Source organism: Branchiibius sp. NY16-3462-2, from assembly GCF_001594145.1.
Lineage (GTDB): Bacteria > Actinomycetota > Actinomycetes > Actinomycetales > Dermatophilaceae > Branchiibius.
Genome location: NZ_LVCF01000030.1, coordinates 35,334 through 60,652 on the forward strand (window position 1 = coordinate 35,334; position 25,319 = coordinate 60,652).

Sequence of the window (25,319 nt, forward strand, 5' to 3'; positions counted from 1 at the left end):
TTTGATCAAGTGCTCGATGGTGCTGGGTCTGCAACGCGCGGGCCGGGTGCCCCCGGACGACCTGAGGAAAGCGGATGCTTTTCGAGGGCTTCATGACTTCAAGTCATGCATGAAGCCCTTCAGATTGATGCGTTCATAGCGAGTGACAGCACCTGGCGGGACGCCGAACTAGCCTGATAACCATGGCTCAACCTGTTGCTGTCCAGGCCTGGCACGCGTTCGTCACCGATCCGACGCCCGCCGGCCTCCGCGCACTCCTCGCCGACGATGCGGTGTTCCGCTCCCCGGCGGTTCACACCCCGCAGGAGGGCGCCGAGTTGACCTACGCCTATCTATGGGCGGCGGCGCAGGTGCTCGGCCCCACGTTGGTCTATCGCCACGAGTGGTACGACGAGCACTCGGCGGTGCTGCGCTTCAACGCGACCGTCGACGGACTCGAGGTCGACGGCGTCGACATCATCACCTGGAACGAGGATGACAAGATCACCGAATTCACCGTGATGACAAGGCCGTTCAAGGGGTTGCAGGCAGTGATCCAGGCGATGGGCGCCGCCCTCTCCCAGCAGCAACGCACGTAATAGGAAACGCTGTCCCTCGCGGCCGTCCCGGGTTGACCGGGTCCATCCGTCAGGCCGTGATTGCCGTACTGCTCCCGCCACTGCCGAGTAGGGCAAGAGGACGGGGTTAGCCGCGGGCCAGGTCCTTGAAGGCAGCCAGCATCGGTGCGACCATCGGCGCCCGGGCGGCCGGTGGAGCAGTCACCGCGAAGAGAGTTCGCGCGGGCGCACCCCGCACGCGACGTACGTGCACGCCATGGGTGGGATGGCACGCCGTACGGGGAATCAACGCCACACCCATCCCGGCCGCGACCAGAGACAACGCCACCTCGTAGGACTCACTCTGGTAGGCCACCCGCGGCTCGAACCCCGCGAGCGCCGCCAGCGCGTCCAGTTGCGTGCGGTGCCGACGCCCGGGAGCGCCGCTGACCCAATCCTCGCCCGCGAGCCCGCTCAGTCCGACCGGCGCGTCCCCACTCGCGAGGCGGTGGTCAGAGGGTACGGCGAGCATGAGCGGATCGCGCATCAACCGGTGCAACTGGATCGAGTCCGCGACCAGCGGCTCGGCGTACTCGGCCACGACGGCGACATCGAACTCGTCGCCGCGCACCCCGAGAATGCCCTCGTGCGAGCCGGTTTCGACCACGGACGGCTCGACGAGGGGGTGCCTCAATCGCACGTTCGCCAAACCGTCGGCAACCAATGGGCGCACGGTCGACGCCAGCGCCCCCACGCGCAGCCGGCGGGATCGCTGTCCGAGGTAGGTCTCCGTCCGTGCCTGAGCCCGGCCCACCAGCGCCGACACCTGTACCCCCTGCTCAGCGATCAATCGGCCCAACTCGGTCAGCGCAGCGCCACGGGGACCGCGATCGACCAACGGCGCACCGACCTTCGCCTCCAACCGCGCCAGCCGCTGAGTGACGGCCGCTGGCGTCAGACCCGACGCGTGCGCGACGGCGGCAAGGCTGCCCGTCGAGGCAATGGCGTGTAGCAGTTCCAGGTCCGCTGAGTCCAGCATTAACCCAGCTTAATGCTGTGCTAACGAAGAGCCGCTTCCGTTAACAAGCAGTTTCGCCGCACCATCGATCCATGACCGTGACAGACCAGACCTACCTGACCGGCAGCAGCTGGCAGGACGCCGTCTCCCGTGTGCTGCGCGAAGGCGGCATCCAGCAGATCGCCTACGTTCCGGACGCCGGACACTCCGTCGCCATCCGCGACGCCATCGCTGACCCCGACATGACCGACGTCGTCTGCACCACCGAGGAGGAAGGCGTCGCCATCGTCAGCGGAGCCTGGCTCGGCGGCCAGCGAGCAGCACTGTTGATGCAGAGCAGCGGAGTCGGCAACTGCGTCAACATGTTCTCCCTGCTCACCATGGGCGGCTTCCCGTTCCTCACCCTGGTGACGATGCGCGGGGAGTACGCCGAGTTCAACCCCTGGCAGGCCCCCATGGGCCTGGCCACGCAGCAAGCCCTCGAACTCATGGGCATCACCGTCTACCGGGTCGACGACCCCGCGGACGTCGAGGAGACCGTCAGCGCCGCGCTCGACACCGCCTTCCTCGCCGGTGGCCGCGTCGCGGTGCTACTCGGCCAACGACTGATCGGACGCAAGAAGTGGGAGCGCAACTGATGACCGCAACACTGACCGAGACCAGGGTCCGTATCGACCGCCGGGCGTTCGTCACCGACCTGGTGCAGCAACTGCCCGACGACGTGCTGATCGTCACCGGGCTGGGCTCCCCCAGCTACGACGTCTTCGCCGCCGGGTACCGACCGCGCACCTTCCACCTGTGGGGCGCGATGGGTGCAGCCGTTCCGATGGGCCTGGGATTGGCTCTGGCGCAACCCAATACGCCCGTCGTCGTCATCACCGGTGACGGTGAGCAGTTGATGGGGATCGGCGCGCTGGGCACGGTGGCGGTCCAGTCACCGCCCAACCTGACGATCGTCGTACTCGACAACGGGCACTTCGGTGAGACCGGCATGCAACGTAGCCATGCGGGCCTGACCACCGACCTGACCCAGGTGGCAAGGGGTTTCGGGATCTCGGACGCCGCCACGATCTCCTCCGCCGACGAGGCCGCCGAGCTTGCCGCCCTGATCACGGCTCAGAGTGGTACGGCGTTCCGCCGGGTCCTCATCGACGTCACCGAGCCGCCGCGCGCGCTACCGCCCCGCGACGGAGTCGCGAACAAGAACGCCGTCCGCTCCGCGCTCGGCTTCGAAACCTTCTGAGGAGATCGCATGTACGACGTCCCGATGTTCATCAACGGAGCTGAGCACCGCCCGGTCGACGGAGCGTGGTTCGAGAGCGACGACCCGTACACCGGAAAGCCCTGGGCGCAGGTTGCGTCGGGGTCATCGGCAGACGTCGACCTCGCGGTCGCGGCCGCAAGCGCCGCACTTGAAGCCGACGAGTGGGGTGGTTTGACCGCCACCGCACGCGGCGCACTATTGGTCCGTCTGGCCGACGTGATCGACTCTTATGCGGACGAACTCGCGCAGTTGGAAGTCAACGACAACGGCAAACTCCTGGCCGAGATGGCCGGACAGGTCGCCTACGTGCCGCAGTGGTTCCGATACTTCGGAGGCCTGGCCGACAAGATCGAGGGCCGGGTGCTGCCGATCGACAAACCCGGCTACTTCGCCTACACCCGGCGCGAGCCGGTGGGCGTCACCGCGATCATCACCCCGTGGAACTCACCGTTGCTCCTGCTGGCGTGGAAGCTGGCACCCGCCCTGGCCGCGGGTTGCACCGTGGTGGTCAAGCCCTCCGAATTCACCTCTGCCTCAACGGTTGCGCTCGCACGGTTGCTGCACGAGGGTGGCCTGCCCCAGGGCGTCTTCAACGTGGTCACCGGCTTCGGCAAGGACGTTGGTGCTCCGCTGGTCGAGCATCCGCAGGTCGCCAAGGTGTCCTTCACCGGCTCCGACGCCACGGGTCGATCGATCGGCGCGGCGGCCGGTGCCGGCATCAAACACGTCGCGTTGGAGCTCGGAGGCAAGTCGCCCAACATCGTCTTCGCGGACGCTGACCTGCAGTCCGCGGCGAACGGTGTCGTGTCCGGGATCTTCGCCGCCACCGGTCAGACCTGCATCGCCGGCTCACGGCTCCTGGTCCAGCGCGAGATCCACGATGAACTGGTCTCGCGCGTGGTCGAACTCGCCGCGACTGCTCGGATGGGCGACCCCCGCTCGACTGACACCCAGGTCGGCCCGATCACTACGCGGCCGCAGTACCAGAAGGTGCTGTCCTACATCGATGTGGCTCGTGAGGAGGGTGCGACCGTCGCCCTCGGCGGCGGACCGGCCGATCCTGCGGACGTCGGCGACGGCTGGTTCGTGCGGCCGACCATCTTTACCGGTGTCGACAACGGCATGCGGATCGCGCAGGAGGAGGTCTTTGGGCCGGTGCTGGCGGTCATCCCGTTCGACGATGAGGCGGACGCGGTCGCGATAGCCAACGACTCGGCGTACGGGCTAGGCGCCGGGGTCTGGACCAGCGACATGGCGCGAGCGCTGCGGATGGCGGACGCGATCAAGGCGGGCACGGTCTGGGTGAACACCTATCGCGCGGTCAGCTTCATGGCTCCGTTCGGCGGGTTCAAGTCCTCCGGCGTTGGCCGGGAGAACGGCGCCGAGGCGATCGAGGAGTACCTGGAGACCAAGACGGTCTGGATCAACAGCGGGGCGCCGGTGGGCAATCCGTTCGTCCTGCGCTAGGCGCGATCGCTGACTATCCTCCGCCCATGGGAATCGTGCTGCTCCATGGCGCCGACGGGTACGCCGAGGACCGGCTTCTCGCGCAACGGCTGGGTGACGCTCTCGGGACTGCCGTGGCCGTGCCCCAGCTGCCGCCGGAAGACATGTCCTACGAGGCCTGGGCATCGGCGATCAATGCTGCACTGAGCGATGCCACCGAGGTCGTGGCGCATTCGTTCGGTGGTTCTGTCCTGCTGAAAATGCTGTGCGAAGGACGCGCGTCGCTCCCCCGCGCAGCGGTCCTCGCCGCACCGGAGTGGGGCCCGAACGGTTGGGACTCTGAGCAATACGCGCTGCCCCACGACGCAGTGATTCCCGCCGGCACCCGCCTTTCGCTGCACCACTGCGCCGACGATGACATCGTTCCCGTGGCCCACCTGGACCTGCTGCACGCGATGCTGCCGGGCGCGAGCGTTCATCGGTATGAGACCGGCGGTCATCAGTTCCTCGGTGAGGCAATCCAGGCGGTCGCCGAAAAGTTGACCTGACAGGTGTCGTATTCGCGTGGCACCGTTCGTAGAACGGGTGACGGCACCGCACACCGGTGGTGCCGCACGAGAGGAGACCACCATGGCTTTGTACCTGATTGCCTTCAACGACGAATGGGTGCCGGAGCAGACGCTGGAGCAGTTGCAGGACAAGAGCAAGACAAGCAACGCCGTACTCGATGAGATGAAGGAGCAGGGCGTCTTCGTCTTCGCCGAGGGTGGTATTGATGCCTCCACGGCGATCTGCAGCGTGGAACTGGTCGACGGAGCACCGGTCTTCAGCGACGGTCCCTACGCCGAGACCAAGGAGCACCTCGGCGGTTTCACCGTGATCGACGTACCGGACGATGAGGCCGCGCGCTACTGGGCGGGGCGCATCACCCAGTCGCTGGACTGGCCGCAAGAAGTCCACCGCTTCCCCAGCGACGTCAAGGAGATCACCGACCGGCTGGGTCTGAGCTGAGCGCAATCAGACCCAGCCCATACACAGGGGATATACAGTCTCCGGGTGCGCGCTGCCCTTTCAATCGTCGGTACCTCTGTCGTGGTTCTGATCGCCGGCTGCTCGGCGCAGGCGACGGGTCCCACGGCTACACAGAAGCAACCCGCGAGTAGCGCATCTGCGCCGTCCACGACAGCGACACGGTTCAATCTCGCTGTCGCCATCGACTCGATCAACGCCGCGCCCACCATTACCTACCAACAGGATTGCACTACGAGCGCCGGTGGATCGGACCTCACCACTCATCGGACGATCACGGTCGATGCCCGCAAGGACCGGGCCCGAGTCGATCTGGAGCTACCGGACAGCGCGTCGGCGGCCGCGAAGAGAATGCATATGACAGTGATCAGTTCGGCGGAAGAATTCCTCATCACGTCGCCCGATTGGACCGGGTCACAAGCAGGCGCCTGGATGCGCGTCGATGGTAGAACCGCGCGGATTCAGGGGCTGACGCCCAGCCAGGCTGGCACCGTCCCGCGCGGACTCAACGCCTTCATCCAGAGCGGAAGGGCCACCTCGAACAGCATCTCCGGCACCGTCCCGGCCGAAGACGCGGTCTACGCGCTCGGCCTGACCGGGATGCTGAAGGACCCCGACCTCATCACCTCGCTCACGGGAGAGGTTCCTGCGACTGTCTTCTTCGATCCAGCCACGGGGGCGATTCAACGCCTCGAAGTTACCGGCGACGGGGGCGACGTCACCGGCCAATCAACGGAGAAATCAAAGGATTTGGTCGAGTCGGCCTTCCAACTGACTCACTGCACTATCACCATCGACCAGGTCGGCGAGCCGGTAGAGATCGCGTTACCGAAGAGCAGCGAGATTCGCGACGCACCCTAGGAACGACGCACCCAAGGAACTCAGTCGACGCCGATGTCCTCGTTCCACAGATCCGGGTGTTCGGCGATGAAGTCGGTCATCATCGCCACACACTCCGGGTCGTCCAATACGACGACCTCGACGCCGTTCTCGGCCAGCCAGTCGTGCCCACCGACGAACGTCTGCGCCTCACCGACGACCACCCTTGAGATGCCGAACTGACGCACCAGCCCGCTGCAGAACCAGCACGGGGAAAGCGTCGTGGCCATCGTGGTGCCGCGGTAGCTGCGCTGCCGACCGGCGTTGCGGAAGGCGTCAGTCTCCCCGTGTACCGATGGGTCGTCGTCCTGCACCCGGCGGTTGTGGCCTCGCCCGAGCAGAGCTCCGTCGGCGCCGAACAGCGCTGCCCCGATGGGGATTCCACCCTCGGCGAGTCCGGCGCGCGCTTCCTCGATGGCGACGGCCAGCATCTCCTGATCGGTGGTCATGAAACCAGTGTGCTCGACCTGGCCGGCAGCACCTTCCGCAGACCCGCATAGACGCCCGCCGCGAGCAGGAACCCGACCAGGTAGGTGATGTCGCCGACCTGGGGGTGCGCCGAGGGGATCGGGCCGGTGTAGTTGGCCTGGTTGGAGAACAACCACACCGACACCACGATGCCGACCAGCATCGCAATGGGTCCGGCCCAGTTCTGCCAGCTGCGGTCCTGGGCAATGGCGGTGAAGTCGGCGCCGCGGTTCAGCCAGCGATCGGTGAGTACGACGCCCAGCCAGGGGCCGATCCAATAGGCGATGACCAGCAGGAAGTTCTCGTAGTTCTCGCCAGCGTTGTCCACCCCGGCCAGCGCGAGGAAGAAGCCGAGGATGCCGAATCCGACCGCCACGAACGCCCGAGCCCGGTGCAAGGTGGTCCGGAACCCGATCGCCAACGCGGACATCGCACCGGAGTAGATGTTGAGCGCGTTGGCACAGATCGCCCCGATCGCGATGCACAACAAGGTGAGCTTGCCCAGCCAGGTCGGCAGCAGGCCGGTGTAGACGCCCGGGTCCACCGCGGCTGACTTGCCAGCGGCGGACACCATTGCGGCACCGGCGGATTCGAGGACAACACAGGAGATCAGGATGCCGAGGCCGGCGAACATTCCTGCTCTCCGGCCGTTCGCTGGCGGCTGGTAGCGGGTGAAGTCGCTGGCGTAGGGGTTCCAGCCGCAGGCGTATCCGAAGGAAGCACCGGTCATGAGGAGGAAGGCGCCGACGCCGGGGGTGCCGCCGGTGCCGACGCCGGGGTGCGACTTGCCGAAAACGATGACCGCACCGATGACAAAGACCACCGCAAGAACCGGGAAGGCCCAGCGCTCGAACGCGTGGATCAGGTTGTAGCCGAGGAAGGCAACGGCCAACTGCAGGAGTACGACGATCGCCAGGGCCACGCCCTTGGCTAACCCTGGGATGAGCGCATGCAGCGCTAACGCTCCGCTGATGCTGTTCACCGCGAACCAGCCGATGCCGGCGATCACTGCGTTCAAACCGGCCGGCAGGATGTTGCCGAGGAAGCCGAATCCCGTTCGGGACAGGACCATTTGGCACAGTCCCGACTCCGGACCCCACGAAGACAGGACGGCGTGCGTGAGCGAGCCGAGCGCCGTACCCAGAATGATGGCGGCCACGGTCTGCCACAGGTTCAGGCCCCAGAACAGGGGGCCCAGGATCCCGACACCAATCGTCGCGAACTCCATATTGGGCGACGTCCAGGTCCACAGCAGGTCGATGGGCCGGCCGTGCCGCTGGTCGGGCGGGATGACGTCCACACCGCCCGGCTCAATGGCCAGCACGTGGTGGCCATAGTCCTCGGCACTGATCGGATTGGTCTCGACGTCTGCGCTCACCGATCCAGCATCCCGCCGAACGGGACGCTGGATCGAGCGCCAGACGTTACGCGCACGTCAACATTTGCTGGGAGTTTGCTGGACGCGACTCACAGGCCACGGCCGCTGGGCGACACCAGGATCTTGACCGCCGTCTCATTGCGGTTGATCAGCGTGTCGAATCCTTCGTCGATGAGGTCGTCCAGACCGATCCGGCCGGTGATGAACGGTCCGAGGTCGACCTTGCCCTCCTCCACCAGCGCGATCGTGTCCGGGTGGGAGTTGACGTAGGCGATGGTGCCGCGCACGTCCAACTCCTTCAGCACGATGGCCTGCATGTCGAAACTGGCCCGCTTGCCCCAGATCGAGACGTTGACCAGGACGCCGCGTGGCCGCAGCGCCTCGACGAGGGTGTCCAGCGCCGGTTGCACTGAAGTGCACTCGAACCCGACGTCCGCGCCCCGGCCGCCGGTCGCTTCACGGACCTTCGCAACGACGTCGTCGGCTCCGGGGTCGAGGACCAGCTTGGCCACACCCGTCTGCTCGGCACGTTCGCGTCGCAACCGGCTCGGCTCACTGATGATGACCGTGGCACCGAGGGCCGTGAGCACGGCGGAGGTGAGCAGCCCGATCGGTCCGGCACCGGTCACCAGGGCGACGTCGCCGGCCTTAACCCCGGAGCGGTCGGCGGCGTGGTAGCCCACCGACAGCGGTTCAAGCAGCGCGGCCTGGTCAAGCGGCACAGCGTCCGAAACCTTATGCGCCCAGCGCCGATTCACCACGATCTTCTCGGCGAGACCGCCGCCACCGCCGCCCAGACCGATGAAGTTCATGTCAGGAGACAGGTGGTAGTCGTCGCTCGTGGGGCCGGTGTCGACGTCGTCGTGCACGATGTAGGGCTCGACGACCACGTGATCGCCGGGTGACAGGTCCTCGACACCGTCGCCCACGGCGTACACCACGCCGGACATCTCGTGCCCCAGGGTCACCGGCGCGGACTCCCCGCTGATCGGTTGCGGGTGGCCGGCCGGCGGGATGAAGATCGGCCCCTCGGCGTACTCGTGCAGATCGGTCCCGCAGATCCCGCACCAGGCGACATCGATGCCCACCTGCCCCGGCCCGACCTGCGGCTCGGGGATGTCCTCGATCCGGATGTCACCTCGGTCGTAGTAGCGCGCTGCCCTCATCTCGACTCCTTTGTCGCACGGTGCGGACTCGGTCGGTCCTGCAACCGAGCGTGCTCGCAGCAGGTTTCGGGGGCCAGCGTTGCGTCACGTTGCATCGATTCTTACTTAGCCCTTGCGTTATATAACTACATCGCTATGCTGGCAGAATGGACAGCGCGCTGAGGGCTCTCGCCGACCCGCATCGCCGGGTCATGCTGGAGCGGCTGAGCCAGGGCCCGGCATCCGCCGGGGAACTTGGCGCACTACTGCCCATCTCCCAACCTGCTGCCTCCCGGCACCTCTCGGTGCTGCGCGACGCCGGACTCGTGGCTGTCGAGCACGAGGCCCAACGCCGGATCTACCGGTTACGCCCGGAGCCGATGGCCGAGATCGGCGACTGGCTCGGGCAGCGCCAGCGCGAGTGGGAACACCGCTTCGCGGCACTGCACACCGAAATTGCCCGAGGCAAGAAACAGAGGAAATCCCCATGAGCACCATCACCCCCGCACTGCTCAGTTCGATCATCGAGTACGGCGATCGCGTGACTATCCGCGTCCAGGACGTCTACCCCACGAGCGTGACGGACCTGTGGGACGCGGTCACCGACCCGGCCCGCCTGGCCCGGTGGATCGCGACCGTGACCGGTGATCTGCGCGTCGGTGGCGAGGTCCACGTGACCTTCACCAGCAGTTGGGACGGGACCGGCGTCATCGAGTCGTGCGAGCCGCCGTACTCCTACTCCCTACGGATGGGGACCGAGCAGGAGTCCCGGATCGTCGTACGTCTGCAGGAGGAGGCGGGTGGCACGCGCCTGATCGTGGAGGACGCCGGCCTGCCCCGAGCCGAGCAACTCGCCCACGGCGCTGGCTGGCAGGTGCACCTGGAGGACCTCCAAGCGGCGGTTTCCGGCCAAGAGCCGGAGGCGTGGAAGCCCCGCTGGGAGGCGATGATGCCGACGTACGCCGCTGTGCTGGGTGAGCCGTCCAGCTCTCCTCGGTTGCTGGGGACGCTGCACTCCGACGGTTCGACTGGATCGATCCGACTGGAGGAACGCTTTGCGACCGACGTCGAAGACCTGTGGTCCGCCCTGACCGAGAAGGACCGGTTGGCCCGCTGGCTGGGCGAGTTCGAAGGCACGCTGGCCGTCGGAAACACCTACCGCTACAGGATGTTCGCCAGCGGAGCCGAAGGCGAGGACACGATCACCGAGTGCGAACCGCCCCGCCGCTTCGTGACCACCAGCAGTGACGGTCGGGAGTCGGTCGAGGTCACGCTGACCCCCGACGGTGACGAGACCGTGCTCACTGTCGAGCACCGCGGACTGCCTGCCAACATGGTCGCCGGCTACGGCGCGGGGACCCAGATTCACCTGGAGGACCTCGGCGCGTACGTCGCGGGGCTGGGTCGCTGCGACTCGGACGCTCGTATGGAAGTCCTCTACCCGGCGTACCAGGAACTGCCGGTCACCGGGGACTGACTGCGCTCACGATCAACGCGGCCAACTGGCGGTAGGCCTCCGCGTCGTCCAGACCCGTTCGCTCGCGCAGGTCGCCGGTCTGGATGGACTCCATCGTCTGCGCGGCGACTGCAGCGATGAAGTCTGCATCAACGGCACGTTGCGCTGGGGCGGCGTCCTGGACCAGTTCACGCACCCGGTCAGCAGCGAAAGCCGTGTTCTGCGAATAGATTTCGCGGGCGGGTGCAAAGGCTTGCAAGTCGTCGTAGAACGCTGCCCCAGCCGGCTGCAACGCCCGGCCGATCGCTGACAGGTACGCATCGATCCGCTGCACCGGGTCGTCGACCGATGCCAGGTCCGCCTCCACCTGGTCCGTCGCTCGCCGGAAGAAGGTGCGCAGCGCGGCCGCAATCAGTTGCTCCTTGCTGTCGGCCAGGTCGTAGAGCGTGGCTTTCGAGCACTGCAGCCGCTCGGCCAGATCAGCCACCGAGAACGCGGCGAAGCCCTCGGCGAGGAAGAGGTCGATCAGCCCGTCAAGGATCTGCTCCTGCCGGACCGACCGGCGGGGGTTGCGGCTGGCCACGTTCTGAAGTGTACTGATAACAGAACTTGAGTACACCTATCCGAACTCCACTGGAGGAGTCATGGCCGTCGAACGGCTGCTGGACGACGACGCGGCAGACCTGCTCGCACTGACCCAGGAGATCGCTGCCAAGGAGTTGGCGCCGTACGTCGATGAGGCCGAGCGCGAGGCGAGGTTCCCCCGGGAGGCCTTCCGGACGTTGGGCCGCGCAGGCTTGCTGGGGTTGCCCTACCCGGAGGAGTACGGCGGTGGCGGCCAGCCGTACGAGGTCTACCTGCAAGTGGTCGAGGAGATCGCCACCGCGTGGGCGGCGGTCGGGGTCGGCATCAGCGTGCACGCGCTCAGCTGCTTCGGCCTCTTCCACGCCGGCACCGAAGACCAGAAACAACGCTGGCTTCCCGACATGCTGGGCGGCGAATTGCTCGGTGCCTATTGCCTTTCCGAGGCCCACGCCGGATCCGACCCGGCCGCGATGCGCACTACCGCGCGTCGTGAGGGCGACGAGTACGTGATCAACGGCGCGAAGGCGTGGACCACCCACGGCGGCGAGGCGGACTACTACAAGGTGATGGCCCGCGCCGATGAGGGCATCACCTGTTTCCTGGTGCCAGCGTCGACCGAGGGTCTGGTGGCCGATCCGCCGGAGAAGAAGATGGGCCTGATGAGTTCGACGACCGCAACGATGCGGTTCGACCAGGTGCGGGTTCCGGTGGAGCGGCGGCTCGGCGATGAGGGTCAGGGACTGTCGATCGCGCTCGCCGGGTTGGACAGCGGGCGCCTCGGGATCGCCGCCGTCGCAACAGGTGTCGCGCAGGCGGCGCTCAACGTGGCCGTGGCCTACGCCAAGGATCGCGAGGCCTTCGGCGTGCCGATCATCGACCACCAGGGGCTCTCTTTCCTGCTCGCCGACATGGCGGCGGCCGTCGAATCAGCACGTGCCACTTACCTTTTCGCCGCTCGGCTGCGTGATGCCGGGCGTCCGTTCTCACGTCAGGCATCGATCGCCAAACTGGTCGCGACGGACAACGCGATGCGGGTGACCACTGACGCCGTCCAGGTGCTCGGCGGTGCGGGCTACACCAAGGACTTCCCGGTCGAGCGCTACATGCGCGAGACCAAGGTGATGCAGATTTTCGAGGGAACCAACCAGATCCAGCGCCTGGTGATCGGGCGCGATCTCAAGAAGAAGGGTTGAACATGGAGCTTCAAGGTACGTCGGCCGTGGTCTCCGGTGGCGCGTCCGGACTGGGTGCCGCGACCGCTCGAGCGCTCGCCGGGAAAGGGGCTGCGGTGTTCGCACTCGATCTCCCCGCTTCCATTCAGAAGGCCGAAAAAGTCCAGGGCGTAACGCTTCTCGAGGCTGACGTGACCAACCCCGAGCAGGTGCGGCAGGTGATCGCGTCGGCCGCGGAGTTCGCGCCGCTGCGGACGGCCGTCTCGTGCGCGGGCATCGGACCGCCGAAGCGGATTCTCAACCGGGAGGGTGTCGCGGACCTCGACCTGTTCTCACGGATCATCAACATCAACCTGATCGGCACCTTCACGGTGCTTGCCCTTGCGGCAGAGGCCATTTCGAAGACACCGGAGCTGGACCACGGTCAGCGCGGCGTCATCGTGAACACTGCGTCGATCGCCGCCTTCGAGGGCCAGATCGGCCAGGTCGCCTACGCCTCGTCCAAGGGGGGCGTGGTCGGGATGACGCTGCCGGCGGCACGCGACCTGGCGCAGTTCGGGATCCGGGTGAACACGATCGCTCCTGGGATCATCGACACGCCGCTGCTCGCCAGCCTTGGTGACGAGGTCCGGGACTCACTTGCCGCGAACGTGCCCTTCCCCCACCGCCTCGGCCAGCCGGAGGAGTACGCACGCCTGGTGACGATGATCGTCGAGCACGACTACCTCAACGGCGAGACGATCCGGATGGACGGCGCGCTGCGGATGGCGCCGCGCTAGACATAGACACATGACGTCCTTCATTTCGCACACCACCGTCGACTGCCGCAATGCCTACGAGCTCTCGGAGTTCTGGAAGCAGGTGCTCGGTTACGTTGACGTTGCGGACGATCCGAACGAGCCAGGGCACGAAGAGTGCATGATCCTCGACCCGGAGACCGACCACCACGTCCTGTTCATCGAGGTCCCCGAGGCCAAGACCGGCAAGAACCGGCTGCACTTCGACCTCATGCCGCATGACGGTAGTCGGGACATCGAGATCGAGCGGGTCATTGCGCTGGGTGCCACGATCGTGGACGACCTGCGCGAACCCTCCGGAAAGGGCTGGGCAGTCCTGGCCGACCCGGAGGGCAACGAGTTCTGCATCCTGCGCAACCAGAGGGAGCGTAACCAGCAGACGGCTGGTTAGTCAGCGTCGGAAGCCGACAAGACGATAACGGGGATGCGCCTTCCACCGGTGCGATCGGCGTACTTTGCCCGGGCTGGGTAGGTCTGAAGATCCAACTGCCACAGACGCTCTCGCTCGTCTCCGGTCGCCTCGTAGGCGACCATCGGGACCGACTCGCCCGCATGGGTCACGGTGCATTGGGGGTGGGCGCGCAGGTTGTAGTACCACGCCGGGTTCTGGTGCTGACCGAAGTTGGACGCCAGGACGACCAGCCGATCACCGTCGGGTACGGCGACCAGAGGCATCGTGCGCGGCTCACCTGACCGTGCGCCGGTAGTGGTCAGTTCGATGATCGGCAGTCCGGTGAGCAAGCCGGTCACCGAGGTCTTGCCGCCGGTGCGCTGCAGCAAAGGGTTGTCGACACGGTGCAGGACGCGCGCGAAGACCCAGGCCATCGGCTTGATTCCGCCAAGTTGTCTGCACGCCTTCTGGGCCGCGTTAGCCTCATCGAAACGCATCCGGTCACGATAGACCGGTGTCTACGGCTGGGGGCAGAGAAGTCATGAACAACACCGGTTTGCCAACCGATCCGGGGGTTGATTTCGGGTCTCCCCTCGATCCAAGTTCCGACTCGTTCGGCGGTTTCGGGATACCCGGTTGGTTTGTCGCCGTTTTCGCACTCGTCGCCCTCAGCATCGTGGGTCTGATTGCGCTCATGGTGATCCGGGGAATTCGGGAAGCGGCAGCGCCACGGATCAACGGACAAGGTCGCGTCGTCGCCAAAAGGACTCGCGTCGGCGGCGGCAGTCCGGCCACCGTCATCGGAGGCGGCGCACCGATGACCGGGGTCGCTGGCGGCCCAGTGACGACAGGTATGCCGATGGGCGGCACGAGCGCGTCGACCTGGTACTACGTGACGATCGAGGATTCGGTCGGCAACCGCAAGGAATGGCATGTCTCGGGCCAGCTGTATGGCCTAGTGGCCGAGGGTGATTGGGGACAGACGGTGACCAAAGGGACCCGGCTGATTGAGTTCAACCGGAGAATGGGCTAACACCCCGCCGCGGGTGCCAGCACGTCTGCCCGAGATGAGCAACGGGGCGATCGTCGCGGTGCTTGCCTGGCCGGGATCAGCGCGGCAACCGCACCTTCGACCCGGCCCTGATCCAGACCACCGCGATCTACTAGCCCGACTTAGACCCCGGGCCGGCCACGGCAAAACCCCCGGGCCATCAACGGTCCGAGGGCCTCGCAGGTAGTCAGTTTTAACTACTTCACCATCTTCTGAGCCATATCCACCCCGCCACGGTCCTGCACAATCACCCAGTCAGGGGTGCCGTACCGGCCCGGTTCGTTCAGATTCACGAGGTTCACCATGCCGCGCAGAATCTGCTTGGCAGGCTCCTTGTGCTGCTTGTTGTCAAAGTCGAGGCGTGTCTGAATCCGCAGCCATCCGTTGTCGTCGGTGATTGCGGTGACCAACCGTGCTTGATCGGCCGGGGCGCCCTGCTTGAAGTCGGCGAGGAGTTGGTCGGCGTACTTTTGGTCGACTGCCGCACTCGACGTCGACGGGGCACTACTGCTAGGCGCGCTGCTGCTCGGTGTGCCCTTAGGTGTCGGCGTCGTCGCCTTCGGTGTCGCAGCCGCACTCGAGGTCGTGGTCGCCGCCGGCTCAGCAGCATCACTGCCACCACCCGGGAGCATCGACCCCACCGCGAACAACACCGCTACGACGACCGTCCCGATCGTCCAACGCACCAGCATCGGCTTACCCGGCTTGGCCTGCGGGTTCATCTGCATCAGCGCCGCCACCTTCTCCTGCACCGGCTCTGAGCTCACCGGCTCCGACACGCCCTGTCGGGTCGGGTCAGGCGCATCAAGCATCGGAGTCGACTCCACGTCCTGCTCGTCACGTTCCTGCGCTGCGCGCTGCTCAGCTGCACGCTGCGCCCGAAAGAGATCGGCCTTTGCCGCCGACTCCTCCCGACGCGCCAACGCCTCCGCGATCCGGGTGTCCTCCTCGTATCCCGGCATTCCCCTCCGCGGGGTGTATGGACCGCCACCACGCTTCAAGTTGGTCCCGCACCCGCGACACTTGAGCCGCTTCGGCATCGCAACAACCCCCACGCCCAGCGTCAGGACACCGCCGACCTTCGCTTTGCCCGTGCGCTTATCCGAGAAATCGTTCGCACCACACACCGGGCACCGAACCGTACCCTGCGCATCTACCTGTGTTTCCTTCATCGTGAAACCAACTCCCCTTACCTTGACCAGGGCCACTCACTGGCCCGTGACTTCTTCATGTATCAACGCTGCGAGCACTCGCTCCGCTCGCAGCGTCGTGCTTAACGACCAGTGCGACGAGCACCCGACGCCGCAGTAATCTGCGAGACCCGGCCGGCGGTAATCCCCACGACTAGGGCAACGTCACGCACCGAGTAGCCGTGCTGCACCAATTGATGCACCGCATCGTTCGTGCGAGCCGCGATCTGCTCAGCATTGCGGGCATGATCCCGGCGCGCCTTACCCACCGAGGCGGCAGCGACCAGTTCCGGGAACCCGTCATCGAATTCCAGGTCAAGCTCGACCAGCGCATCGGCGGGCAGGTCGGCCGCGGTGATTGCGGCGTCCCGGAGTTTGTCGACCAGGCCGGGCAGCGTCGACGCGTGCGTGCTCGCGTCGTCCAGTTGTGGAATGTTCCCGTGCCAAGCGGTTCCGTGGCGGGTGACGTTCACGGTGAACGCGGCCGCGGTGTTATTGGTGTTCTCCTGATCCGCCATGGCTAGATTTTAGCAGCTAAACAGTAAAGCGCCTAAACACCGCCCTGCTATGCGAATCCGATTCCCCTGCAACGAGATCAACCCCGTCGGATGGTGCTCGACGTCGGGAATCCCGGACTTAAAGCGCCGCCTGGATCGATTTTGCGCAGGACATAGCGGTACTGGGCGGAGCCGGCGACAGGAGTCGAACCCGCGACATCCTCATTACAAGTGAGGCGCTCTACCAACTGAGCTACGCCGGCGTGCTCACCGAAGTAAGCCCGCACGATGCTACCTGGCATGAGAGGGTCACTCGTCACGTCGCCCCGGCGGCGGACGGTTATGGCGCGATCGGCCGACGGGCAGGTCCGATTGCCGGAGACTGGAAAGACCATGACCAGTACCGATGCCTTCGCCGACCTCGTCCAGTCGCTCCCCAAAGCCGAACTGCACGTTCATCTCGAAGGCACCATCAGTGCGGCCACCGCCATCCGGTGCGCTCGACGGAACAACGTGGATCTGCCGTGGCAATCCGAGGACGAGTTGAGGTCGGCGTACGACTTCCCGGACCTGCCGGGCTTCCTCGAAGTCCTGTGGGCCGCGGCCCGGACGCTGCGCACGCGTGACGACTTCTACGACATGACCATCGACTACCTGCGACGCGCACACCTCGACAACGTGGTCCGCGCCGAGGCGTTCTTCGGAGCACAGACCTTCCTCGACACCGGCGTAGAGATCGCGACGATGCTGGACGGCGTCTTCGCGGCGATCGATGACGCCCGGACCGAATGGGGTATCGACGCCCAGGTGCTCTGCACTGCGCAACGGCACCGCGAGGAAGCAACCGCGCTGGAGTTGCTCGACCTCATCGAGCCGTGGCGCGAGCGCATCCTCGGCATCGGTCTGGGCGGTGCGGAACGAGGCAATCCCCCGGCCAAGTTCGCGCGCTTCTTCGCCAAAGCGAAGCGACGCGGCTACCACCGGACCATCCATGCCGGCGAGGACGCCCCATCGACGTACGTCGAGCAAGCCCTTGATCTGTGCGACCCGGAGCGCATCGACCACGGCGTCACGGCAGCCCAGGACCCTGCCCTCATCCGCCGCCTTCGCGACACCGGTGTGCCCCTGACGGTCTGTCCGCTGTCCAACCTTGCGCTGGGAATCGTCCCCAGTCTCCGGCATCTCCCGCTGGCCGAGTTGCTCCGCGCCGGAGTGGTTGCGACCGTCAACTCCGATGACCCGGCGTTCTTCGGTGGCTACCTCAACGAGAACTACATCGCCACGATCAGCGCGCTCGACCTCACCCGGAAAGAGGTAATCCGCCTGGCGCGCAACAGCATTGCGGCGTCGTTCATGGAAGACGAAGAGAAAGCGCGCATCCTGGACGCGCTCAGCGGCTAGAAAAGAACCACAGCCCGGACCCGCGAAGGGTCCGGGCTGCAGTGACGAGAACGATCAGACGTCGTACCGATCGCTGTCCATGACCTTCGCCCACGCCGCGACGAAGTCGTTGACGAACTTCTCCTGCGCGCCGTCCTGGGCGTACACCTCAGCCACCGCACGCAATTCGGAGTTGGACGCGAAGACCAGGTCCGCGCGCGTGCCGGTCCACTTGCCGCCTTCAGCCTCGAACTGGTCGTTGGAACCCGCTGCGTGCCAGACGGTTCCGAGGTCGAGCAGGTTGACGAAGAAGTCGTTCGTCAGCTGACCCGGACGGTCGGTCAGGACGCCGTCGGTGGACCCGGCAGCGTTCGCGCCCAGCACCCGCAGACCGCCGACCAGCACCGTCAGCTGCGGCGCGGTCAGGTTGAGCAGGTTCGCCTTGTCGACCAGCAGGTACTCCGCCGGCAGCTTGGCGTCGGAGCGCACGAAGTTGCGGAACCCGTCGGCCTTCGGCTCCAGCCAGGCGAAGGATTCGACGTCGGTCTGCTCCTTGGTCGCGTCGCCACGGCCCGGCGTGAACGGCACCTCGACCGTGACTCCCGCTGCAGCAGCGGCCTTTTCGACGCCGACGTTGCCGGCGAGGACGACCGTGTCAGCGAACGTGATGTCGTTGGCGCCGGCGATCTCCTCCAGCTTGGCCACCACCGAAGCCAGTCGCTGCGGGTCGTTGACCTCCCAGCTGCGCTGCGGCTCAAGGCGAATCCGACCACCGTTGGCGCCGCCGCGCTTGTCCGAGTGGCGGTACGACGAGGCAGCGGCCCACGCGGTCGACACCAGTTCCGCTACCGAAAGTCCCGAGTCCGCGATCTGCTGCTTCACCGCGGCGATCGTCTCCGGGCTGGCGACGTGCGCCGGGGCCGGGATCGGGTCCTGCCACAACAACTCCTCGGTGGGCACCTCGGAGCCGACGTAGCGGGCGACCGGACCCATGTCGCGGTGGGTCAGCTTGAACCACGCGCGGGCGAAGGCATCCGCGAACTCGTCCGGGTTCTCCAGGAACCGGCGGGAGATCTTCTCGTACGCCGGGTCCTCGCGCAGCGCGAGGTCACTGGTCAGCATGGTCGGCTTGCGCTTGGCTCCGCCCTCGTCGGGCGCGGGGATGATGGCCTCGGCGTCCTTGGCGACCCACTGGTGTGCTCCGGCCGGAGAGGACTCCAGCTCCCATTCGTAGCCGAAGAGGATCTCGAAGAACCGGTTGCTCCACTGGGTGGGCACGTCGGTCCAGGTGACTTCCAGGCCAGAGGTGATGGCGTCCTTGCCGACACCGGAGCTGTAGGTGCTCAGCCAGCCCAGTCCCCCGGCCTCGATCCCGGCAGCCTCCGGCTCGGGTCCGACGTGCCCGTCGGGGGTCGCAGCACCGTGGGTCTTGCCGAAGGTGTGACCACCGGCGATCAGCGCGACGGTCTCCTCGTCGTTCATCGCCATCCGGCCGAAGGTGTCGCGGATGTCGCGTGCGGAGCCCAGCGGGTCCGGATTGCCTTCGGGGCCTTCCGGATTCACGTAGATCAGACCCATCTGGACAGCGGCCAGCGGGTTGTCGAGTTCACGGTCACCCTTGTAACGCTGGGCGCCGCCCTGCTCACCACCGAGCCACTCGGTCTCCGGGCCCCAGTAGACGTCGTCATCCGGCTCCCACGCGTCGACCCGACCACCGGCGAAGCCGAAGGTCTTGAAGCCCATGGTCTCCAGCGCGACGTTGCCGGTGAGAATCAGCAGGTCCGCCCAGGACAGCGCGTTGCCGTACTTCTTCTTGACCGGCCACAGCAACCGGCGGGCCTTGTCGAGGTTGGCGTTGTCCGGCCAGGAGTTCAGCGGCGCGAACCGCTGCTGACCGGTGCCGGCGCCGCCGCGACCGTCCTGGACGCGGTAGGTGCCTGCACTGTGCCAGGCCATCCGGATCATCAGCGGGCCGTAGTTGCCGAAGTCGGCGGGCCACCAGTCCTGGCTGTCGGTCAGGACAGTGGCGATGTCGGACTTCACGGCCGCCAGGTCGAGGGCGGCGAACTCTGCGGCGTAGTCGAAGTCAGCACCGAGCGGGCTGATCGCCGGCTGGTTCTTGGCAAGGATCTTGAGGTTGAGCCGCTCGGGCCACCAACCACGGTTGGCGTCACCCTGCGTCGGCTGAGCACCGGCGTCGTGCAGTACCGGGCAACCCGCGGGCGACTGGTCGTTCATGTCGCCGACTTCGGCGTTGGCATGGGTCTTGTGGTCGTCCGGGTAAGCGTCCGGAAGGTTGTCGGGCATGGCTGAATCCCTTTCAGTGAGTGGCAGATACAACTTGTGAAGCACAGTCGGGGCAGTGCCCCCAATAGGTGACCTCTGCTTCGTCGACGACGAAGCCATGCGAGTCCGAGGGCTCGATACACGGCGCCGCGCCGACTGCACAGTCGACGTCGGCGACGGCACCGCAGGTGCGGCAGACGATGTGGTGGTGGTTGTCGCCGACACGAAGCTCATAGCGAGCCACCGATCCGGCGGGCTGGATCTTGCGCACGATGCCGGCGTCGGCGAGTACGGCCAACACGTCGTACACCGCTTGTTGCGACACAGCTGGCTCCTGCGCGCGGACCGCTGTCAGCACGCTGGCGGTGTCGGAGTGCGGGTGGTGGCGCACGGCGTCCAGTACGGCGAGGCGGGGGCGGGTGACCCGCAAGTCCGCCGCTCTCAGCACTTGTTCGAAGTCGCTGTCATCCATTGATCGCCACCCTGCTGCCTTTTCTTGAATAATTCAAGTCTAGCCGTCGGGCGGGCGCGCGGCAGCCGTTTAGTGCAGCGAGAAGTTGCCCACGTCGCCCTTCGGCTCGACCCAGAAGTCCAGCGCCAGGTCCGCGTCGGTGGCACCGGGCAACAGGTACTTCGAGAAGTCGGTGACACCGGCGGCTTCCAGCACGTCGTCGTCGATCAGCAATTGACCGGTCCGCTCGCGGCTGGGGGTGGTGAGGATGACGTACGCCGCGTCCGCCATGATCTCGGGCGTCCGGCTGCGCTTCTCCTCACCCGGGGCGACGATGTTGCGTACGGCGGCCGTGTCGATCGCCGTACGTGGCCACAGCGAGTTGACCGCAACGCCGTCTTCACGCAGTTCCCCGGCCAGACCCAGGGTCACCAGGGACATTCCGTACTTGGCGATCGTGTAGGCGGTGAAACCGTTGAACCACTTGTCATCCAGCAGGATTGGCGGCGACAGGGTCAGGATGTGCGGGTTGTCCGACTTCCGCAGATGCGGGATCGCGCATCGCGACAGCAGAAACGCACCGCGGGTGTTGATCTGCGTCATCAGGTCGTACTTTTTCATCGGGATCGTTTCGCTGTCGGTCAGATCGATCGCCGACGCGTTGTTGACCACGATGTCGATGCCGCCGAACTTCTCCGCGGTCTGAGCCACTGCGGAGGCCACGAACTCGTCATCGCGGACGTCGCCCACCAGGGGCAGCGCCTGGCCACCGGCCTTCTCGATCGCCTCGGCCGCGGTGTAGATCGTGCCGGGCAGCTTGGGGTGCGGCTCGGTGGTCTTCGCCAGCAGTGCGACGTTCGCACCGTCCGCGGCCGCGCGCAGCGCGATGGACTCGCCGATCCCCCGGCTCCCACCGGACATGATGATGGTCTTGCCCTGCAACGACATTCGCAACTCCTTTGTTGTTTGCCAACTACCCAACGAACACCCGGGCGTTGCGGAAGATCCGCAGCCAGGGGCTCTCTTGCTCCACCGGACCCGAGGTCCAGGACATCTGCACGTTGCGGCTGACCCGCTCCGGGTGCGGCATCATCGCGGTGAATCGGCCGTCGTCGGTGGTCACGGCGGTGAGGCCCTGCGGCGATCCGTTTGGATTGAGCGGGTACGTCGTGGCGATGCCGCCATCATGGTCAACGAATCGCACTGCCTGGTGGACGTTTTCGAGTGAACCACGGGCCGAGAAGTTCGCGAAACCCTCGCCGTGGGCGACCGCGATGGGGACCCGGCTGCCGGCCATCCCGGCGAACAACACCGACGGCGACTCCAGCACCTCGACCTGCGTCAGCCGGGCTTCGTACTGCTCGGAGACGTTGCGGGTGAACAGCGGCCAGGCGTCGGCACCGGGGATCAGGTCGGCCAACGCCGCGAACATCTGACACCCATTGCAGATGCCGAGTCCGAACGTGCCACTGCGGTGGAAGAACTCGCGGAACTGGTCGGTGAGTTCGGGGTGGAAGAGCACCGATCGTGCCCAGCCCTCCCCCGCGCCGAGCGTGTCGCCGTAGGAGAAGCCACCGGCGGCGACCAGACCGGTGAACTCGCTCAGCGCGATCCGACCGCTCTGCAGGTCGGTCATGTGCACGTCGTACGCGTCGAACCCCGCCCGGTCGAACATGAACGCGGTCTCGACGTGCGAGTTCACGCCCTGCTCGCGAAGGACCGCCAGATTGGGTCGGGAACCCTTCGAAACGTACGGCGCGGCAACGTCGTCCGTCGGATCAAACGTCGTTGTCACCACCAGTCCGGGGTCGTCATCTGCGGCAAAAGCAGCGTGCTCCTGATCGGCGCACTCCGGGTTGTCGCGAAGTCGGGCGATCCGCCAGGACACCTCGTCCCACGCCTGCGCGAGGTCCCGCAGCGACTCGTCCAAGGTCGGCGCGCCGTCAATCGAAACCGTCACGCGCCGCGACGAATTGGGCTCCCCGACCACGGAGAACGGCAGGCCGCGCGACCGCAGGACGCCCGACGCCGCCTCCAGCGAGTCGGTCGGCACCTCCAGCAAGACACCGAGCTCCTCGGTGAACAGCGATGCGACGGAGGGGACTTCGAGGGACACCCCGGTCGCACCGGCGAACGCCATCTCGCAGGCCGCCGCCCACAAGCCGCCGTCGGAGCGGTCGTGATAGGCCGTCACGAGCGACGCCTCGCGCAGCTCGGCCAACGCGTCCGCGAGAGCCAGCACCTGGTCCGGGTCGTCGAGGTCCGGCACGTCGGAGCCAAAGGCGTCCGACACCTGGGCCAACATCGATCCGCCGAGGCGGTTCCTGCCGCCACCCAGGTCGACCAGGACGAGCTTCGAATCACCCTGCAGCGCAGGGGTCCACGTCCCCCGCACGTCCGGCAAGGAGGCGAACGCGGTGACGACCAGTGACACCGGCGAAGTCACCTGCTTGGTGACACCATCCTCCGACCAGCGGGTCCGCATCGACAGAGAGTCCTTACCCACGGGCACCGAGATGCCGAGCGCTGGACACAACTCCATCGCGACCGCCGACACCGTGTCGTAGAGCGCAGCGTCCTCACCGGGCTCACCGCAGGCGGCCATCCAGTTGCAGGACAGCTTCACGCCCGAGAGCGACGTGACCGGCGCCGCCAGCAGGTTGGTCAGCGCCTCACCGACCGCCATGCGGCCCGATGCTGGAGCATCCTTGGAGGCCAACGGAGTTCGCTCACCACTGGCCATCGCCTCGCCCGCGAAACCGACGTGGTCTGCGAGGGTCACCGCCACGTCGGCGACCGGCACCTGCCACGGGCCGACCATCTGGTCGCGGTGCGTCAGGCCACCAACGGTGCGGTCGGCGATTGTAATCAGGAACCGCTTGCTGGCCACCGACGGGTGCCGCAACACCGCATAGGCCGCCTCCCGTACGTCGATCGCGGACTCGTCGAAGGAGGTCCCCTCCCGTGCCACCCGGGTCACGTCCCGTGTCATGCGCGGCGGTTTGCCCAGCAGCACCTGCATCGGCATGTCGATCGGCAGATCACCGGCGGCGACACCTGGGGTGTCCTCACCGACGGGGTCGGGGAACGGGGAATCCGGCTCAGCCGACCCTGCGGTGACCACCAGCTCGCCGTCGTCGGCGGCCACTCCGACCACGGCGTACGGGCAACGCTCACGCTCGCACAGCGCAGCGAACCGGGCGAGGGACGTGGGGGCGATCGCCACGACGTACCGCTCCTGCGATTCGTTGCACCAGATCTCCTTGGGCGCGAGGCCCGATTCCTCCAACGGCACTGCGGACAGGTCGAACCGGGCACCCAGCCCGGCGTCGTCGACCAACTCGGGGAAGGCGTTGGACAGCCCGCCCGCGCCCACGTCGTGGATCGCGAGGATCGGGTTCTCGTCCGGACCGAGCGACCAGCAGTGGTTGATGACTTCCTGGGCTCGGCGCTCGATCTCGGGGTTGCCGCGCTGCACCGAGTCGAAGTCCAACGAGGCGGCGTTGGTGCCCGCAGCCATCGACGATGCAGCCCCGCCGCCCATCCCGATCCGCATACCCGGTCCGCCGATCTGGATCAGCAACGTGCCTGCGGGGAAAGGGATCTTCTCGACCAGGTCGGCGCTGATCGTGCCCAGGCCGCCAGCGCTCATGATCGGTTTGTGATAGCCGCGACGCACGCCGTCGACGGTCTGCTCGTAGACCCGGAAGAATCCGCCCAGGCCCGGGCGACCGAACTCGTTGTTGAAGGCGGCCGCGCCGATCGGACCCTCGATCATGATGTCCAGCGGTGACGCAATGTGTGACGGAGCGCCGTATTCCTCTGTCTCCCAGGGCTCCTCAGTGCCGGGGAGATGCAGGTTGGACACCACGAAACCGGTTAGACCAGCCTTTGGCGCCGAGCCCCGACCGGTCGCGCCTTCGTCACGGATCTCGCCACCGGCACCGGTCGCAGCCCCGGGGAACGGACTGATCGCCGTGGGGTGGTTGTGCGTCTCGACCTTCATCAGGACGTGCACGTCGTCCTCACGCGCGCGATAGGCCGACGGGCCGTCGGTGTCGGCGGGCAGGAACCGGGTGCGGCGCCCTCCCACCATCACCGACGCGTTGTCCTTGTAAGCAACGACCGTGCCCCCACCTGCGACCTGCTCGGTGTGCCGGATCATCCCGAACAACGACCGGGTTTCGACCTGCCCGTCGACGATGAAGTCGGCGTTGAAGATCTTGTGCCGGCAGTGCTCGGAGTTGGCCTGCGCGAACATCATCAACTCGACGTCCGTGGGGTTGCGCTTGAGGCCCGTGAACGACTCCACCAAGTAGTCGATCTCGTCATCGGACAGAGCCAGGCCGAGCTCGCGGTTGGCCTCCTCCAACGCCGAGCGGCCGTGCCGCAGGATGTCGACGTGCTCCATCGGCTCGGCCTCGCGCTCGGCGAACAGCGCTGCGGCGTCCTCACGGGCCGGGAAGGCTACCTCGATCATCCGGTCGTGCAGCACGTCCGCGCAGAACTCCCACTCTTCCTCGGTGAGCGATGCGGAGGAGGCCACGGTGAACTCGGTGACCCGCTCGATCCGGTGCACCTCGACCCCGCAGTTGTGCGCGATGTCGGTCGCTTTGGACGCCCACGGTGAGATGGTGCCAAGTCGCGGAGCGACCACGACGAGAACCCCGGGTGCCCCGGGAACCCAGGGGTCGCCGTACGTCAATAAGCGCTCGACGGTCGCCTGCACGTCCGGGGACAGCGGCGCGGCGCTGGCCACCCAGTGCACGTAGCGCGCGCTGACTCCGGTGACGGTGGGTACGGCGGCCTGCAGTCGCGTGACCAGCCCCGCCGATCGGAAGGGCGAGAGGGCATTGCCTCCGGGGACGACGGTGAGCACGTGATCGTGCGCAGCGGGCAT

At 66.5% G+C, this 25,319-nt stretch carries 26 protein-coding genes and 1 tRNA gene; 14 read left to right on the top strand and 13 right to left on the bottom strand.

Features of this window, described 5'->3' with window-relative positions:
- Positions 1 to 182 precede the first annotated feature (182 nt).
- Positions 183 to 578 carry a nuclear transport factor 2 family protein gene (locus AZH51_RS08075; protein WP_291523091.1) on the top strand — a complete coding sequence of 132 codons (396 nt, stop codon included), beginning with the start codon at positions 183 to 185 and terminating at the stop codon, positions 576 to 578.
- Positions 579 to 684: 106 nt separating this feature from the next.
- Here AZH51_RS08075 and AZH51_RS08080 read toward each other — a convergent pair whose 3' ends face one another.
- A complete protein-coding gene (locus tag AZH51_RS08080) occupies positions 685 to 1,575 on the bottom strand; it encodes a LysR family transcriptional regulator (protein WP_291523092.1) in 891 nt (296 codons plus the stop codon).
- A gap of 71 nt (positions 1,576 to 1,646) precedes the next feature.
- On the opposite strand from AZH51_RS08080, the gene AZH51_RS08085 reads away from it, so the two are divergent.
- The 6 genes from AZH51_RS08085 (at position 1,647) to AZH51_RS08110 (ending at position 6,154) form a co-directional block, all read left to right on the top strand.
- Complete coding sequence (locus AZH51_RS08085) at positions 1,647 to 2,192, top strand: thiamine pyrophosphate-binding protein (RefSeq protein WP_291523093.1); 546 nt, start codon at positions 1,647 to 1,649, stop codon at positions 2,190 to 2,192.
- On the top strand, positions 2,192 to 2,797 hold the full coding sequence (locus tag AZH51_RS08090) for a thiamine pyrophosphate-dependent enzyme (RefSeq protein WP_291523094.1): 606 nt from the start codon (positions 2,192 to 2,194) through the stop codon (positions 2,795 to 2,797). The genes AZH51_RS08085 and AZH51_RS08090 overlap by 1 nt, the downstream gene beginning before the upstream one ends.
- A 9-nt stretch (positions 2,798 to 2,806) precedes the next feature.
- Positions 2,807 to 4,285 (top strand): aldehyde dehydrogenase, encoded by a 1,479-nt coding sequence (locus tag AZH51_RS08095; RefSeq protein WP_291523095.1) that lies wholly within the window; start codon positions 2,807 to 2,809, stop codon positions 4,283 to 4,285.
- A 26-nt stretch (positions 4,286 to 4,311) separates the two neighbouring features.
- Complete coding sequence (locus tag AZH51_RS08100) at positions 4,312 to 4,812, top strand: alpha/beta fold hydrolase (protein WP_291523096.1); 501 nt, start codon at positions 4,312 to 4,314, stop codon at positions 4,810 to 4,812.
- Positions 4,813 to 4,894: 82 nt separating this feature from the next.
- The gene (locus tag AZH51_RS08105; protein ID WP_291523097.1) at positions 4,895 to 5,275 is read left to right on the top strand and encodes a YciI family protein; all 381 of its coding nucleotides are present in this window, start codon (positions 4,895 to 4,897) and stop codon (positions 5,273 to 5,275) included.
- Between the two features lie 45 nt (positions 5,276 to 5,320).
- Positions 5,321 to 6,154 (top strand): hypothetical protein, encoded by an 834-nt coding sequence (locus AZH51_RS08110; protein WP_291523098.1) that lies wholly within the window; start codon positions 5,321 to 5,323, stop codon positions 6,152 to 6,154.
- A 20-nt stretch (positions 6,155 to 6,174) separates the two neighbouring features.
- Here AZH51_RS08110 and AZH51_RS08115 read toward each other — a convergent pair whose 3' ends face one another.
- The 3 genes from AZH51_RS08115 to AZH51_RS08125 form a co-directional block, all read right to left on the bottom strand.
- Positions 6,175 to 6,621 (bottom strand): nucleoside deaminase, encoded by a 447-nt coding sequence (locus tag AZH51_RS08115; RefSeq protein ID WP_291523100.1) that lies wholly within the window; start codon positions 6,619 to 6,621, stop codon positions 6,175 to 6,177.
- Positions 6,618 to 8,018 (bottom strand): cytosine permease, encoded by a 1,401-nt coding sequence (locus tag AZH51_RS08120; RefSeq protein WP_291523102.1) that lies wholly within the window; start codon positions 8,016 to 8,018, stop codon positions 6,618 to 6,620. Before AZH51_RS08120 ends, AZH51_RS08115 begins: the two co-directional genes overlap by 4 nt.
- Positions 8,019 to 8,107: 89 nt before the next feature.
- Positions 8,108 to 9,184 (bottom strand): 2,3-butanediol dehydrogenase, encoded by a 1,077-nt coding sequence (locus AZH51_RS08125; protein ID WP_291523104.1) that lies wholly within the window; start codon positions 9,182 to 9,184, stop codon positions 8,108 to 8,110.
- A gap of 146 nt (positions 9,185 to 9,330) precedes the next feature.
- On the opposite strand from AZH51_RS08125, the gene AZH51_RS08130 reads away from it, so the two are divergent.
- Together AZH51_RS08130 and AZH51_RS08135 are read left to right on the top strand one after the other, a co-directional pair.
- A complete protein-coding gene (locus AZH51_RS08130) occupies positions 9,331 to 9,654 on the top strand; it encodes a helix-turn-helix transcriptional regulator (RefSeq protein ID WP_291523106.1) in 324 nt (107 codons plus the stop codon).
- The gene (locus AZH51_RS08135; protein WP_291523108.1) at positions 9,651 to 10,640 is read left to right on the top strand and encodes an SRPBCC family protein; all 990 of its coding nucleotides are present in this window, start codon (positions 9,651 to 9,653) and stop codon (positions 10,638 to 10,640) included. Before AZH51_RS08130 ends, AZH51_RS08135 begins: the two co-directional genes overlap by 4 nt.
- Here the strand turns inward: AZH51_RS08135 and AZH51_RS08140 are convergent.
- On the bottom strand, positions 10,627 to 11,202 hold the full coding sequence (locus AZH51_RS08140; protein ID WP_291523110.1) for a TetR/AcrR family transcriptional regulator: 576 nt from the start codon (positions 11,200 to 11,202) through the stop codon (positions 10,627 to 10,629). The genes AZH51_RS08135 and AZH51_RS08140 overlap by 14 nt on opposite strands.
- 61 nt (positions 11,203 to 11,263) lie before the next feature.
- On the opposite strand from AZH51_RS08140, the gene AZH51_RS08145 reads away from it, so the two are divergent.
- The 3 genes from AZH51_RS08145 to AZH51_RS08155 are packed head-to-tail and all read left to right on the top strand — an operon-like array spanning position 11,264 to position 13,564.
- Positions 11,264 to 12,397: an acyl-CoA dehydrogenase family protein gene (locus AZH51_RS08145; protein WP_291523112.1), complete on the top strand. Its 1,134-nt coding sequence runs from the start codon at positions 11,264 to 11,266 to the stop codon at positions 12,395 to 12,397.
- Positions 12,398 to 12,399: 2 nt separating this feature from the next.
- A complete protein-coding gene (locus AZH51_RS08150; protein WP_291523113.1) occupies positions 12,400 to 13,155 on the top strand; it encodes an SDR family oxidoreductase in 756 nt (251 codons plus the stop codon).
- Between the two features lie 10 nt (positions 13,156 to 13,165).
- Positions 13,166 to 13,564 (top strand): VOC family protein, encoded by a 399-nt coding sequence (locus AZH51_RS08155; protein WP_291523115.1) that lies wholly within the window; start codon positions 13,166 to 13,168, stop codon positions 13,562 to 13,564.
- Here the strand turns inward: AZH51_RS08155 and AZH51_RS08160 are convergent.
- Positions 13,561 to 14,061 (bottom strand): nitroreductase/quinone reductase family protein, encoded by a 501-nt coding sequence (locus AZH51_RS08160; RefSeq protein ID WP_291523117.1) that lies wholly within the window; start codon positions 14,059 to 14,061, stop codon positions 13,561 to 13,563. The genes AZH51_RS08155 and AZH51_RS08160 overlap by 4 nt on opposite strands.
- Before the next feature lie 44 nt (positions 14,062 to 14,105).
- Here AZH51_RS08160 and AZH51_RS08165 point away from each other — a divergent pair, with 44 nt between their 5' ends.
- Complete coding sequence (locus AZH51_RS08165) at positions 14,106 to 14,597, top strand: DUF2500 domain-containing protein (protein ID WP_291523119.1); 492 nt, start codon at positions 14,106 to 14,108, stop codon at positions 14,595 to 14,597.
- Between the two features lie 215 nt (positions 14,598 to 14,812).
- Here the strand turns inward: AZH51_RS08165 and AZH51_RS08170 are convergent, their stop codons facing one another.
- The 3 genes from AZH51_RS08170 to AZH51_RS08180 all read right to left on the bottom strand — a co-directional run bounded on the left by AZH51_RS08170 (position 14,813) and on the right by AZH51_RS08180 (position 16,565).
- Complete coding sequence (locus tag AZH51_RS08170; protein WP_291523121.1) at positions 14,813 to 15,577, bottom strand: hypothetical protein; 765 nt, start codon at positions 15,575 to 15,577, stop codon at positions 14,813 to 14,815.
- A 311-nt stretch (positions 15,578 to 15,888) separates the two neighbouring features.
- Positions 15,889 to 16,323: a hypothetical protein gene (locus AZH51_RS08175; RefSeq protein ID WP_291523123.1), complete on the bottom strand. Its 435-nt coding sequence runs from the start codon at positions 16,321 to 16,323 to the stop codon at positions 15,889 to 15,891.
- Between the two features lie 169 nt (positions 16,324 to 16,492).
- A tRNA-Thr gene (locus tag AZH51_RS08180) sits at positions 16,493 to 16,565 on the bottom strand.
- A 130-nt stretch (positions 16,566 to 16,695) separates the two neighbouring features.
- Between AZH51_RS08180 and add the strand changes: the two genes are divergently transcribed.
- Complete coding sequence (gene add, locus AZH51_RS08185) at positions 16,696 to 17,703, top strand: adenosine deaminase (RefSeq protein WP_291523125.1); 1,008 nt, start codon at positions 16,696 to 16,698, stop codon at positions 17,701 to 17,703.
- Positions 17,704 to 17,757: 54 nt separating this feature from the next.
- Here add and katG read toward each other — a convergent pair whose 3' ends face one another.
- The 4 genes from katG to purL all read right to left on the bottom strand — a co-directional run bounded on the left by katG (position 17,758) and on the right by purL (position 25,319).
- Complete coding sequence (katG, locus tag AZH51_RS08190; RefSeq protein WP_291523188.1) at positions 17,758 to 19,920, bottom strand: catalase/peroxidase HPI; 2,163 nt, start codon at positions 19,918 to 19,920, stop codon at positions 17,758 to 17,760.
- An 82-nt stretch (positions 19,921 to 20,002) separates the two neighbouring features.
- Positions 20,003 to 20,440, bottom strand: a complete 438-nt coding sequence (locus AZH51_RS08195) for a Fur family transcriptional regulator (protein ID WP_291523127.1) — start codon at positions 20,438 to 20,440, stop codon at positions 20,003 to 20,005.
- Positions 20,441 to 20,509: 69 nt separating this feature from the next.
- Positions 20,510 to 21,367 carry an NAD(P)-dependent oxidoreductase gene (locus AZH51_RS08200; RefSeq protein ID WP_291523129.1) on the bottom strand — a complete coding sequence of 286 codons (858 nt, stop codon included), beginning with the start codon at positions 21,365 to 21,367 and terminating at the stop codon, positions 20,510 to 20,512.
- Between the two features lie 25 nt (positions 21,368 to 21,392).
- A complete protein-coding gene (gene purL / locus AZH51_RS08205; protein WP_291523131.1) occupies positions 21,393 to 25,319 on the bottom strand; it encodes a phosphoribosylformylglycinamidine synthase in 3,927 nt (1,308 codons plus the stop codon).